Source organism: Methanosphaerula subterraneus, assembly GCF_052055875.1.
In the GTDB taxonomy this organism is placed as follows: domain Archaea; phylum Halobacteriota; class Methanomicrobia; order Methanomicrobiales; family Methanospirillaceae; genus Methanosphaerula; species Methanosphaerula subterraneus.
Map to the genome: position 1 here is coordinate 536,575 of NZ_CP170508.1, position 11,844 is coordinate 548,418.

15 protein-coding genes and 1 pseudogene are annotated in these 11,844 nt (G+C 50.8%); 11 read left to right on the forward strand and 5 right to left on the reverse strand.

All coding sequences use genetic code 11. From position 1 onward, the window contains the following. Window positions 1–257: 257 nt before the first annotated feature. Entirely contained in the window at window positions 258–452 is a 195-nt protein-coding gene (locus ACFKSJ_RS02470) for a dockerin type I domain-containing protein (protein ID WP_440950689.1), read from the reverse strand. A 23-nt stretch (window positions 453–475) separates the two neighbouring features. Then, entirely contained in the window at window positions 476–589 is a 114-nt protein-coding gene (locus ACFKSJ_RS02475) for a hypothetical protein (protein ID WP_440950690.1), read from the reverse strand. Between the two features lie 377 nt (window positions 590–966). Between ACFKSJ_RS02475 and ACFKSJ_RS02480 the strand changes: the two genes are divergently transcribed. The 6 genes and pseudogenes from ACFKSJ_RS02480 to ACFKSJ_RS02505 all read left to right on the forward strand — a co-directional run bounded on the left by ACFKSJ_RS02480 (window position 967) and on the right by ACFKSJ_RS02505 (window position 6,574). Beyond that, entirely contained in the window at window positions 967–1,356 is a 390-nt protein-coding gene (locus tag ACFKSJ_RS02480) for a hypothetical protein (protein WP_440950691.1), read from the forward strand. Window positions 1,357–1,471: 115 nt separating this feature from the next. After that, on the forward strand, window positions 1,472–2,368 hold the full coding sequence (locus ACFKSJ_RS02485; protein ID WP_440950692.1) for a hypothetical protein: 897 nt from the start codon (window positions 1,472–1,474) through the stop codon (window positions 2,366–2,368). A gap of 89 nt (window positions 2,369–2,457) precedes the next feature. Continuing rightward, a complete protein-coding gene (locus ACFKSJ_RS02490) occupies window positions 2,458–4,248 on the forward strand; it encodes an SIR2 family protein (protein WP_440950693.1) in 1,791 nt (596 codons plus the stop codon). 104 nt (window positions 4,249–4,352) lie between these two features. After that, window positions 4,353–4,549 (forward strand): annotated as a pseudogene (locus tag ACFKSJ_RS02495) (histidine phosphatase family protein); the annotation flags it as partial. A 179-nt stretch (window positions 4,550–4,728) separates the two neighbouring features. Then, window positions 4,729–6,207, forward strand: coding sequence for a HEPN domain-containing protein (locus tag ACFKSJ_RS02500; protein WP_440950694.1), 1,479 nt, complete (start codon window positions 4,729–4,731; stop codon window positions 6,205–6,207). Next, the gene (locus tag ACFKSJ_RS02505) at window positions 6,188–6,574 is read left to right on the forward strand and encodes a hypothetical protein (RefSeq protein ID WP_440950695.1); all 387 of its coding nucleotides are present in this window, start codon (window positions 6,188–6,190) and stop codon (window positions 6,572–6,574) included. The genes ACFKSJ_RS02500 and ACFKSJ_RS02505 overlap by 20 nt, the downstream gene beginning before the upstream one ends. Here ACFKSJ_RS02505 and ACFKSJ_RS02510 read toward each other — a convergent pair. The 3 genes from ACFKSJ_RS02510 to ACFKSJ_RS02520 all read right to left on the reverse strand — a co-directional run bounded on the left by ACFKSJ_RS02510 (window position 6,567) and on the right by ACFKSJ_RS02520 (window position 7,729). Then, window positions 6,567–6,923: an HIT family protein gene (locus ACFKSJ_RS02510; RefSeq protein WP_440950696.1), complete on the reverse strand. Its 357-nt coding sequence runs from the start codon at window positions 6,921–6,923 to the stop codon at window positions 6,567–6,569. The two genes, ACFKSJ_RS02505 and ACFKSJ_RS02510, sit on opposite strands and share 8 nt — an antisense overlap. A gap of 177 nt (window positions 6,924–7,100) precedes the next feature. Then, entirely contained in the window at window positions 7,101–7,430 is a 330-nt protein-coding gene (locus ACFKSJ_RS02515) for a HepT-like ribonuclease domain-containing protein (protein ID WP_440950697.1), read from the reverse strand. Continuing rightward, on the reverse strand, window positions 7,427–7,729 hold the full coding sequence (locus tag ACFKSJ_RS02520; RefSeq protein WP_440950698.1) for a nucleotidyltransferase family protein: 303 nt from the start codon (window positions 7,727–7,729) through the stop codon (window positions 7,427–7,429). Before ACFKSJ_RS02520 ends, ACFKSJ_RS02515 begins: the two co-directional genes overlap by 4 nt. A gap of 96 nt (window positions 7,730–7,825) precedes the next feature. On the opposite strand from ACFKSJ_RS02520, the gene ACFKSJ_RS02525 reads away from it, so the two are divergent. The 5 genes from ACFKSJ_RS02525 to ACFKSJ_RS02545 all read left to right on the forward strand — a co-directional run bounded on the left by ACFKSJ_RS02525 (window position 7,826) and on the right by ACFKSJ_RS02545 (window position 11,821). After that, window positions 7,826–7,981, forward strand: a complete 156-nt coding sequence (locus tag ACFKSJ_RS02525; protein WP_440950699.1) for a hypothetical protein — start codon at window positions 7,826–7,828, stop codon at window positions 7,979–7,981. A gap of 157 nt (window positions 7,982–8,138) precedes the next feature. Beyond that, entirely contained in the window at window positions 8,139–9,539 is a 1,401-nt protein-coding gene (locus tag ACFKSJ_RS02530) for a hypothetical protein (RefSeq protein ID WP_440950700.1), read from the forward strand. 193 nt (window positions 9,540–9,732) lie between these two features. Next, on the forward strand, window positions 9,733–10,503 hold the full coding sequence (locus ACFKSJ_RS02535) for a PKD domain-containing protein (protein WP_440950701.1): 771 nt from the start codon (window positions 9,733–9,735) through the stop codon (window positions 10,501–10,503). A 487-nt stretch (window positions 10,504–10,990) separates the two neighbouring features. Beyond that, entirely contained in the window at window positions 10,991–11,194 is a 204-nt protein-coding gene (locus tag ACFKSJ_RS02540; RefSeq protein WP_440950702.1) for a hypothetical protein, read from the forward strand. 18 nt (window positions 11,195–11,212) lie between these two features. Beyond that, window positions 11,213–11,821 carry a zeta toxin family protein gene (locus ACFKSJ_RS02545; RefSeq protein ID WP_440950703.1) on the forward strand — a complete coding sequence of 203 codons (609 nt, stop codon included), beginning with the start codon at window positions 11,213–11,215 and terminating at the stop codon, window positions 11,819–11,821. The last annotated feature ends 23 nt before the right edge of the window (window positions 11,822–11,844 follow it).

Consider the following 11,844-nt stretch of genomic DNA (forward strand, 5'->3'; position numbering starts at 1 on the left):
AACAACCTGATTCTGATCTCTTTGATCAACCCATCCCGACACCAGATGAAAAATCCCAGATGGGAGGAATAAAAAGAGCCGGCCCTCTCATCGAGCGTGGTCAGGTTCCGTTCGGGGTGTGGATCAGTTCGATGACCGGCCAACCTGGGTGTTGAAGGCGCTGATAGGGGTCGGGTTAGCACCCTGCCGGCCATTGGAAGAGAGAGTACGCCCGATGTACCGATTCACATTATCACGTTCTCCACGAAAAAAAGAGGTTAGACCTGATTGAAGAGGAGAACGACGTCATTGAAGTCGATATGACCATTCCTGTTGAAGTCGAAGGCAGAGACAGGTTCGTTCGTGGCGATCCAGTCCATATTGTTGAAGAAAAGGACCACATCACTGAAGTCGATATGACCGTTGCCGTTGACGTCGTCGTAGAGCCTGTCGCCGTTCGTGTCTGTTGGCACGCCGGTACCCCCAGCGACCGGCTTCACGGCCGGCGCAGGACCCCCCTGCGTATCAGCTGGACTCGATTATTACCGAAATCGGCAACGATGATCGTTCCGTCCGGACCAACGGCAATATCTCGAGGACTGTTGAACATGCCGGGCGCACGTCACAAGTACGTCACATGACGTACATGAATTAGAACCAGATTCGGCGTCCAATGGCGGAGATACTGTTAGATCTTCTTGTGTACATAATGAAGATAATGTATTTACGTCACATCCCAATAACACACAGACCCCACCGATTGGGAGTGCCGGTCCGGGTGTGTGTCCCTGTTATTCAGCATTTGACGCAAGTCACCATGACGAAACTCCGGATGGAGTTCAATCGCCAAACAGGGAACAGAATACCTCTCATTCTCGTACGTCACTCTGCTGCAAACGTGACGTACGTGACGTACATGACGCAACTGCAGTAGACATCGAGGACCGGGAGCCGGCCGCAGCTGAAAGAGGTACGATCAAGAAGGTGGTGCCGGCGCTGACCCGCGCCCAGGTGGACCCGGGGGACTACTCCCTGATCGCCGGCGGTCCCCTGGTCGAACCGTGCCCGGTCTGCGGCGGCCGCGTTGTCCACTACGTCGAACGGTTCCAGGCCCGGCAGGCCCGGGGGAAGCAGGAGACGAGCCGGCATATCTGCCGGAACTGCTACAATAAGGCCCGGGCCCGCGAGCAGGCCGCCGTCCAGGTCCTGCCCGGTGCGATCCCGCTCGACGAGGTCAGGCCGATCCCAACCGGCCTGCTCGGCCGGTGCTCGGTCTGCGGGCTCCAGGCGGCGACGTACGACCACGCCGGCAGCGGGACCGCGATCTGTTCGAGGTGCTATGAAAAGCTGGTGCGGGAGCAGGTGGATGTCCGGTAGGTACGGATGGTGAATGTGGGGGTGAAGGAGATCGCTTGGTCGAGAGTCTTTCAAGCTTCAATAATTGAATTTCTAAAAAGATAATTAATTAAATGAATGTTTGGATAGAACTCACATGAAACTCAATCCGAGTATCATTTCGAAATTGGCTCTAATGATTTGCGGGGATGACCTGTATTCGAATATTTTTCCCTACCGTAGTTCTTATTTATTAACCAATTTTTTTAATTCGGTTGGTTTAGATTATCAGCATGATGGAACGACCAAAAGATGGTGGGTTGAGGATGTATTAAAGGAATTGAATGAAATCGACAATCAAGATAATTTTGATTATCCTTCTATTGAGATTACAAAAATAATTTCACAATTATTAGATCCATTGGAATATCTTGGAGACAAAGGGGACCCTGAGAAAGCAGTAGAATCAATGAATCAAATATTATCATATCAAAATTTTTTCGTAGATTTCTCTAATACAACAAAAAAATATGAATTGCACTACCAATTAGAAAATTTTATTTCCACTGCTGTTGAAAGCCGTAAAGCGTCAAAACAGATCACATTCGTTCCGAAAGTGTTTGAAATTCCAGATGTAGATGTTGATCTGAATTTAGTATCAGTTATGATGCCATTTTCCTCAGAATTTAATCTGGTTTATCAGACCATTTATCAATCATGTAAGGAGGTTCATTTTGATTGCAAACGAGCAGATAATACTTGGAAAAATAGTGAAATAATTCAAGACATCTTCGAACTAATTTTCACATCTTCGATAATCATTGCCGATTTTTCTGGAAGAAATCCAAATGTATTTTATGAAGTTGGAATTGCCCATAGTCTTGGAAAAGAAGTAATTCCCCTCGTTCAGAATATTTCCGATGTTCCCTTTGATTTGCAGCACCATCGAGTTTTGCAGTATTTAAATAATGAGCAAGGACGAACAGAAATGATGAACAACCTAAAAAATAGATTATCAACCCTAAAAGATCAAATCGGACAGAGGTCAAAATAATAGCATTGAATTATTTTTTCCTCGATTTAGGCCATTTAGATTTAAATAAATAATAAGTATCCTACAATTTACTATTCAAAAGGTCTCCTATGAATCCTATCGTAAAACTCGCTGCGTCTGCACTCCCTGGAGAGAAAAAGTACATCCTCTTTGCAGGTGCTGGCGTATCAAAAGATGCCAATCTTCCAACCTCCTGGGATCTGATGCTCCATACAGCAAGTAAACTCTATGCCGAAGAGTATCCTGAGGTAAAAACGGAACTGAATCCCATTGAACTTGAAAATTGGTTTAAAGATAGTAAATATGGGCAATTAAGTTTTTCAGAGTTGATCGATGAATTATTTCCCCATTATCCGGATCAACAATCCTTTTTTCAGAATTTTTTAGCAGATAAAGAAATCGGAGAGTCTCACCGGTTAATAGCAGAACTAGCCCGGAGAGGGATGATTCGAGCCATAATCACCACAAATTTTGATCCCTATATCGAAAAAGCATTAGAAGAGAAGGGGCTCACGGTGCAGGTGATTACTTCCGATGAAGATCTAAAACACTCTGAGCCATTGATCCAATGCAAAAAGGTGCGGGTCTACAAACCTCATGGAAGTCTAGAAAAGGGAAAACTGCTCAATACACCCAAAGATCTCGAATCACTCACCCAACCCATGGAAGATGAACTTGTTAGAATTATGAGTGAACATGGGATCATAGTCCTTGGATATGCTGGAAAAGACCCTGATATAGTAAAGGTATTCAAGAAACGGAATAATCATTATTATCCTCTCTTCTGGATAGATCCGGTCAAACCATCCGGAGATATCATGTTTGTCTTTGAAGATGATCGTAACTCTTACATAGAGTGTACGGGTGCAAGTCATATTATTTCAGACTTGATAGATTTACAAGAGAGAATTGAGTCAATCACACCTTCGTTCTCTAATCGACCATCGATAACACAACTTAAAAATGCGTTATCAAAAAGGGATCAACCCATCGGACCCCTTTTTCAAGATTATTATACATCATTGATTGAGGAATTGAAACAAATTCAACCTGATTTCTCAAAGTTTGATGAAATCGATGAGGCGATATTCGATCAAATAAAAATGGGAGAGAGGATCTCGTATCAATATATTGAAGCAACAATCCTCGCCTGTCAATATAACGACCTGGATGCAATCAAAGCTGCATATTCCATTTTTGAGTCTCTCGTATGTCTCTATGATATTCCTGAAGGATTTGAGGGGGAATATAAGGTAGAACAATTTGATGGAAACAAATTTCTGACATATGAGATGTTCCTTGGTCTGGTTGCATCTTTGTTGAAATATAATCGTTGGGTTGAAATTGCGCACCTACTTCAGACTCACCTCTTCGTTAGAATAAATTATCAGAGTAGTCTCGAATCTTTTATAATTATCAATGAATATATTCGATCATTGGATGAACGGAGAAATCTTCGGCTTAACCTCAATAGCTCAAGTGTATCTGCAGATATCATAAAAGAACGATTTGAATCTGGGAGAATGAAGCGATTTTTCACAGTAAAGGAGATAGCGGAGGCTGACTACTTCTTATTCATGAGAACGGCCTGTCGTCACGATAATAATGAAAATTTATCGCAGATTTGGCGTCCGGTTGCCTCAATAAGATTATATGGGCCCCCAAGTTTCATTTCTCGCTCAGAACTGGATACATACTTAGAAAAGGTCACAATAGCTTGCGGTTTTAACAACCCCAAAGAATTTATTACTTCATTAAAGAAAAACCACGGCCTCTATAATCGATATCGCCGTAATTTTAGGCCGAATGACCCTCTTTCATTCTTTGATTTGGAAAAATTAGGTTCTATTTCGGAGAGCTCCCCCCAAATCTCTCCCTAGTTTCAGGACAGACCAAAAAATAAATGCCATGAGCATCTGATTGCTGACATCGACGGTGCCGGCCCGAAGAACCCGGCAAAATAAAAACATCAAAACCCAAAAAAATCCGCGGTGAAAAACATGGCGAGAGTACCTGGAACTGGGAGAACCGGTTCACCAGGTGGACTGATGTGGGCCTGTCAGTGCAGGGGACCGAAGAGGCCCACCAGGCAGCCGGCCTCCTCCGTGACGGCGGATTTCCTTCGACCTCACCTATACTTCGGCCCTCAAGCGGGCGATCCGGACCCTCTGGATCGTCCTGGCAGGCTTCTGTCTGCTGATCCAAGGGTTGGGGGGGTGGTGCCCGTGTATGGTAACAGTCTTCAGTGGCGCTAGTTGCAGCCTTGGCGAAGGATAAGTGTGCCATTGATCATAGTTTTTCAATGTGGAAAGTTTTTGCTCTGAAAGTACCTTATCTAAAATTGGTATTATATCGGCGGAATGGATATGACGGATCAGAATCTGATTGAAGAGAGAGGATACTGGTGGCTTCCTGATAACCCAGATGTGAAACTTCCAGGCACCCTTGCGATCTCATCGAAAGGCGAGTGTGATCTCAAGTTGTTGGGTAGTTTCACGAAAATAGAGGATTTGGGAAAGTCCACTATTCAGCCGGTGATTCATGGTGTAGGAGAGAAAAATGGTCAATATACCCTCATGGATTGTTCAGGTCGCTCTGAAACAATCAGGATATCAATCCAGGGTGGTTCAAATATTAACTCTGAGGAATATCTAATCGGAACTGTTTATAGCGGCTGCTTTTTTCCAAAGCCCCATGATGTCAAATTTCCTAAAGTAGAAATCAAAATTGAATCCTTCGAGGACTGGCTCAACATCATTGGATTTAGAACACAATATGAAGTCGATCCAGAAACAAAACGTCCTCATAATTTTTCAATCAGCCTACAGGAGCCCAAAACATTCTCCTTCTCGCTTCCCCGGTTCACGCTTCAGATCGTCTCCTACTATAGAATCGATCCATCGCCTAAAGTCAAGCATATTCAATCATCAGTCACCTGGTCAGTGCGGATAAACTACAGCGAAGATCAGACTCTAGACCAGGTCTATGCTGACATCGTTATTCTTCGCCATCTGATCGCTCTAGGAATGCGGAGACCGATAAAAATCCTCTCAGTAGTGCTCACATCGCCCAGGTTTATGCAAAAAATCGGTGAGCATGAATCCCTTATACCCATCCATTACTATTCCAGATTAATAAGTGCAGAAGAATCAGAGCAAGAAACGATTCATCCCCCTGACATGTTTTTTTCGTTTGATGACGTTCAAAATCATTTTTCCGATATTCTCACTCGATGGTTTGAGTTATACGATCAGATTGAGCCGGTATTAAGCCTATATTTCTCGACAATCTATAATGGTCGAACCGCATCTTCGGTGTCATTTCTTCAAATTGCCCAGGCACTTGAGACCTTCCACCGGCGCATTGAGGGGGGTCAATTTCTCTCTGATGCGGAAAGGGATGAGGTCAAAGCGGCTTTAATTGATGCGATTCCTGCTCATTTTTCTTGTGAAGAGAAGGAGGCTCTTGAAGGGAAGTTAACATTTATCCATGAATTTTCTCTTAGACCGCGGTTGCGAAGTCAAATTAATGCAGTAGAAACTGAATATGGCACTGAGGTTTCGAAATATATTAGGGATAAAAAGAAGTTCGTGGCAAATGTCACGGATACTCGGAATTATTTAACACATTACGACGAGTCGCTCAAGTCAAAGGCGAAACAAGGGAAAGGTCTCCTTCTCCTCAAGGAAAGATGTCAGTTCCTTCTGGAAATGCTCATTCTGAAAGAACTCGGTTTTTCATTAGACATGGTGTCTTCAATTTTGCTCAAAACATCTGTCTACCAATTTATTCTTCAATACCGAGAGTTGAATCCAGAAAGTGCTGAGGAAGAGTGGTGAGAATCTACATGATGGCATAATTCAGGATTACCAGAATTACGTTCAGAGCTTCTTTACCTTCGAGGAACCCCGTATCCGTTCCTTTGTCGATGAGGAACTGATACAACATAACTCGCTCTGGCCCGATGCCCTGATCCAGGTCAACCCATCGTACGAATCTGTCGACACGATCGAGGGACTGGTCAAAACGGGCCTCCTTCACCCGGGAATTGCAGAGATCTTCCGCGACGGGGAGGGGCGATCGCTCCGCCTGTACCGCCACCAGGTCGCAGCGATCGAGCAGGCAGTCGCCGGCCGGCCATTCGTCGTGACTAGCGGGACCGGGTCGGGGAAGAGCCTGACCTATCTCATCCCCATCACTACATGAGGGAGCCAGCCCGGGTTTTGTCCATGTCCCCGCGGTACCGCGGGATCAGGTGGACGTGGAGGTGCATCACGGTCTGGCCGGCCGCCTCCCCGCAGTTCACCCCGACATTGTAGTCGTCCGGGTGGAATGTTCCGTCGATCACCGCCTTCGCCTCCTGCAGCAGCCGGGGGAGTTCGGCCATCTCCTCATCTGTCGCCTCGAAGGGACCGGCGACGTGCCGGCCTGGGATCAGCAGCAGGTGGCCGGGGCTGACCGGGTACCAGTCCCACCTGCCGTACCAGAGCCGGCCCTGCAGCACAACCTCCTCATCTGCCGGCCCGCAGAACGGACACCCGGTCATCCTCTCCATTCGTCAACCCCCGGATGTCGATCAGATTCGATCGGCGGTACATATAGATTGTTCGGGCCGGCCGGGGGATGACGGAGAGATGATCGATCTGACCCGGAATCCGTTTCTGACGCCGGCATGCTGCGGGGCCATTCCCTCCAGGGATACCGGTTCTCCTCGCTCTGATCTCTCCCGCCGCTATTCATGAACCAGGGACTGAACCTGTTTTTTTAATGCCGGCAGGTCGTGTTCGACCACGTTCCAGACTGCATCACGGTCGATCCCGAAATAGTGGTGGATAAGGATATTTCTCAAACCGATGATATCCGACCACGGGATGCCAGGGTTTCGATCCCTGAATTCCGGGGAGATCCCCCGGACTGCTTCCCCCAGGATCAGGAGGTGGTGAATCACCCAGACCTGTGCCATCTCGTCATTGTAAAAGTAATCACGGCCCCGGACTGTAACCTTTTCAATTCGTTCAATGGCTTCCAGAATATCCAGTACACGCTCGGGATCATCTCTCATAAGGCTCGCGCTTCCCGCAATACCCGTGAACGAATCCGGTCCCGGAGTCCTGCTTCGGTCACGATGTCGACCGGTCGATCGAGCAGCAGTGAAAGATCCATGGCAAGACCCCCGACATCCAGAAGACTCCGATCAGGGTCCAGGTCGATCAGGAGATCGATATCACTATCAGGTCGGGCTTCGTTCCGTGCAATGGATCCAAAGACCCGGATATTTCTGGCTCCTCTCTGCTGTGCCATCGAGAGGATCTCATCCCGTTTTCTGAGGAGGAGCTGCGTGATATCGGTCTCTGGGTTCATGGTGTTCAGTGCCTACTTTGGTACCAGATCTTTAAAATGTATTCCTGTATCTCGCCAGGTCACAGCGTTTCTCCACCGGATTCTTCGGACCACGGGGTGAATCGTTCCACGAGGAACCCGGGATCAGGGATCCTCCGGTGCCACACGGTCGGACCGCTGGCAACACGTCGGAGTCCGAAGGTCTTCGACCTGAAGACCTGCCGGGAGATGGCGATCAACGGCGTCCACGCCGATATCGGCGAGCGGCCGTGACGACGGGAGCGGCCGGCCCCAGCACGACCGGTGAGCGTGCCATCACCATTATCGTGGGGAACGGTCATAGTATCTCCAGAGAAGTCGAGCGTCGATGCACGAGAGCAGACCTGATCGGAAGCAGCGTCGATCACGACGCCCACGGTATCCTTCAGCCATGACCCTGCGTTCCTTCATCTATCGGATCTGGCGAAGTCTGCCCTGGATACTCCTGCTGCTCGTGGTCGCCGCGGGCATTGCACCCCTGCTCGATCCGAACCCGGCGCCGTGGCTCACGCCGGCTGGTGAAACCGCTGTCCTCGGCCTGTTTATCCTGTACGTCATCTATGCCGTCCGGCACTGGTCAGCCGGCAACAGATGGACAGCCGTCCTGATGGTGACGACCCCCCTGCTCGCCACCATCATCGCCACGACAGCCTTCACCGACGCAACCCAGCTCGCCACGGTCCTGGCGTTCGCATTCGTCGTCGCCGCGTTCTGTGCCGGCATCCTCTGCTCGACCGGCGCCTGGGCGGCCCGGGTTATCCGGGACCGAACCTCCCATCGTCATCATCGCGATAGATTCCCCTCGGGATCGGTGGCGTTCATCGCCGTTATCCTTCTCTCCGGGGTTGCACTGAATGCGGCAACGCCCTCGTATCTGGACCAGAACGTTGCTCTCATCACCCAATCGGCATACCCGGTTCTCTCTGCCCTGACGCCGGCCCTGCAGTACGACATTACCTATCCGACCGTGACGGTCCGGCCGGCAGTCGTCGGATCCAACCACGTGACCCTGTCGTCCGCCGATGCCGCCACCCTGCTCCCGACCCGAGCCGCACAGGAGGGAGGCGGAGCATCGTATACGACCGATCCGACCACGCGATCCCTCCCATTCACGGTCAGGGGCAGGAGCGGGACCGTCGGCGTGACGCTCTACGGCGGTCTGAGCCAGTATCTCGACAACAAACGGCCGGCATTCTACGGGGATTACCGGGAATATGTGAACGAACCGGCGCAGGCAGAGACCATCCGTGCCATCGCAAACGCGCTTCGGTCGCAGGCCGGCTCGGGCGACGATGCAGCCCGTGCCGCCATCAGTCTCGTCCAGCATATTCCGTACGACGATGCCCGATTGTCTGTTCAGTCCTCGGATCTGCGCCACCCGTACCAGGTGCTGTACGACAATACCGGGGTCTGCAGTGAGAAGTCGGTCCTCCTGGCAGCGCTGCTGAAGGAGCTGGGGTACGGGGTGGCGCTGCTCAGTTTCGATTCGCAGAATCACATGGCGGTGGGAATCCTGTGCCCGGCGCAGTATTCGTATCGCGGCACCGGGTATGCGTTCGTCGAATCGACGAGACCGACGATTCCGACCGACGCCGATGGGAACTATGTGGGCGTGGGGGACCTCACGACGATGCCGACGGTCATTTCGATCGCTGCAGGGAGTTCATTCGCGACGATCGGTGAAGAGGCGGCGGATGCGAATGAATACCGGTCGTTGACGGCCGGGAGCGTGCTCCCCTCCGCCCAGTACGCACGCTACCAGGCGATCGTGAAGAAGTACGATATTCAATGAGGGGGCGGCCGGCTCGTCGACGGTCCTGTATCGACCGGGTCCTGCATCCCTCGCCATCGAGGGGATGCCGCTGCCGGCGGGGACATGGATGGAGAGACCGATTGTGCAAACACTGTCTGCACAATTCAGTGATGATAGACACCACGTGGCAATGTTGGAATAATATTTATAATAGTATGCCCATTTCCCAACCATGACCATAAGAAAAGTTGTATTTTCCGGTTTGTTCCTGATCGTCGCGCTGATCCTGATAGCACAGCCTGTAGCGGCAGGGGAGTATTTTTCCGGGACAGGATATGATGGGGTTCTGGACTATGTCGGAACCGGAGAGGTGCAGAGTTACTCGATAGACGTGGTGAGCGGTGATGACTTCAATATCCTGGCACTGATATACAGTCAGGCGAACAACTTTGATCTCTATGTCTATGATTCCTCAGGCACGCTGATCACATCGGCCGCCGCACCATACAGCACGGAGAATGGCCTCAATTACATATGGGCCGTCTCAACACTCACGCCAGGGAGATATGCCGTTAAAATCCACTCAACCAGTGGGTCAGGATATTTTGCATTCATCCACTTCAGTAAGAATATGCAGACCCAGACCGGAACGTCGGTCACCACGACGACGGTTACCACCGCTCCAACCACCGTGCCAACCACGGTGAAGACCGCTGTGCCCACCACCGTCAAAACCGCTTCACCCACCACACCGGTGACGACATCGCCATGGACGGAGCATGGAAACAGCTGGAACTGGCCCTACGACCCATCGAAGCTCGACGCCTCGTCCGGGGATCAGATCGCATGGAAGTGGGACTTTGGAGATGGCAGCACTTCGACACAGAGGAGTGGAACCCATACCTACACAAGCGAGGGGTATTGGGATGTGGAGCTGACCGTTACGTACAGGGGCGGTTCGACCGATACCTTCGGGTATACCGTACATACCTATACTTATTAATCGGTACGGTTGACCGCATCGAACGGGGGGCCGGCCTTCTTCGCCTCCTTCTCTTTTTCGGCTGCCGGCCCCTCGAACCGCTGACGTCATCTACGGGGTCGGGGAATGTCGGGGTCGGTTTCTTTCGAGGGTGAGTGGATCGGTGGAATCCTGTCTGCGGTGTCCCGGCTTTGAGGCGAAATCTCAATCGTGTCATGCTCTGGTCATCGGATACTGGATTCCGCCGGATTCAACGATGAGCAGCAGGTGGCCGGGGGTGACCGGGTACCGGTCCCACTTCGCGTACCAGAGCCGGCCCTGGATGACCCGGCAGAACTGCCGGCTTGATCAGAGGAACACAAAAGATAACAGAAATCTATGCCATTCAAGAAAGGGGACTTTTTGGTCGCACATTCTGAATGATTCAGAGAAAAAAAGAGTTTACCAACGAATCAAATATATACCGAACAGATTATAATTTCCGTGTAGTCTCCAGGTGATATCCTCCATGCCCCCCTCAGAAAACTCCCCCATCGATTTCGACGACCAGGACGCCGTACTCGCTGCAGCAGTGCGCTCCTTCGAGGTCGCGGCAAAGAGAGCCGCTGCAGAAAATGATGCCCGCGGGATCCCCACGCCGGTCGGCGTGAACGGAACCGTGCGGTATGTTCTGAACGGTCGCCTGTTGGATGAGACCGGATCCTCGAAGTAGTTAAAAAATGGATGCTTCATGACAGACTGGATGTGGATCGTTGGCGGCCCGAACGGGGCGGGGAAGACCAGTTTTCGGAGAGAATTTCTCGACAACCTGGGGCGGAACGATCTCGTGAACCTGAACGCTGACGACCGGACGCAGGAACTTTTCCCCCGGTTTCCCAACAGAACCCTGCCTGAGGTCAACCTGATGGCTGCCCGGGAGATTGACGCCGAGGTGGCGGCCTGCATCCGGTCCAACCGGTCGTTCCTTGTCGAGACGGTCCTCTCTTCTGACAAATACCGGGATGACGTCCTTGAAGCCAGATCCCGTGGTTTCAGGATTGGTCTGATTTACATCTCCCTGCATCCCCCGGAGCTGTCGCCGGCACGGGTGAGCGTGCGTGTCCGGAAGGGCGGCCATGATGTCGATCCAGAAAGAGCGATCAAACGCCACCACTCGTCACACGAGCAGGCCGTCTGGTTCGCCCGGCTCGCCGACACCATGCTTGCTTTTGATAACTCCGGTTGGGACAGGATGCCGGTTCTGGTTGCAGCGAAACGTGCAGGAGAACCGATGGTTCATACGAATGCCGGCATTAATCCATCACTGGACGCCGTGATCAATGCTGTGAATACCCTATAATTTCCCCCGTTCATTGCCGGGCT

Coding starts and splice junctions, on each gene's coding strand:
- ACFKSJ_RS02530 (WP_440950700.1), top strand. CDS start 8,139: ATGACCCTGCGTTCCTTCATCTATCGGATCTGGCGAAGTCTGCCCTGG.
- ACFKSJ_RS02500 (WP_440950694.1), top strand. CDS start 4,729: ATGGATATGACGGATCAGAATCTGATTGAAGAGAGAGGATACTGGTGG.
- ACFKSJ_RS02535 (WP_440950701.1), top strand. CDS start 9,733: ATGACCATAAGAAAAGTTGTATTTTCCGGTTTGTTCCTGATCGTCGCG.
- ACFKSJ_RS02545 (WP_440950703.1), top strand. CDS start 11,213: ATGACAGACTGGATGTGGATCGTTGGCGGCCCGAACGGGGCGGGGAAG.
- ACFKSJ_RS02540 (WP_440950702.1), top strand. CDS start 10,991: ATGCCCCCCTCAGAAAACTCCCCCATCGATTTCGACGACCAGGACGCC.
- ACFKSJ_RS02485 (WP_440950692.1), top strand. CDS start 1,472: ATGAAACTCAATCCGAGTATCATTTCGAAATTGGCTCTAATGATTTGC.
- ACFKSJ_RS02475 (WP_440950690.1), bottom strand. CDS start 589: ATGTTCAACAGTCCTCGAGATATTGCCGTTGGTCCGGACGGAACGATC.
- ACFKSJ_RS02510 (WP_440950696.1), bottom strand. CDS start 6,923: ATGGAGAGGATGACCGGGTGTCCGTTCTGCGGGCCGGCAGATGAGGAG.
- ACFKSJ_RS02490 (WP_440950693.1), top strand. CDS start 2,458: ATGAATCCTATCGTAAAACTCGCTGCGTCTGCACTCCCTGGAGAGAAA.
- ACFKSJ_RS02520 (WP_440950698.1), bottom strand. CDS start 7,729: ATGAACCCAGAGACCGATATCACGCAGCTCCTCCTCAGAAAACGGGAT.
- ACFKSJ_RS02515 (WP_440950697.1), bottom strand. CDS start 7,430: ATGAGAGATGATCCCGAGCGTGTACTGGATATTCTGGAAGCCATTGAA.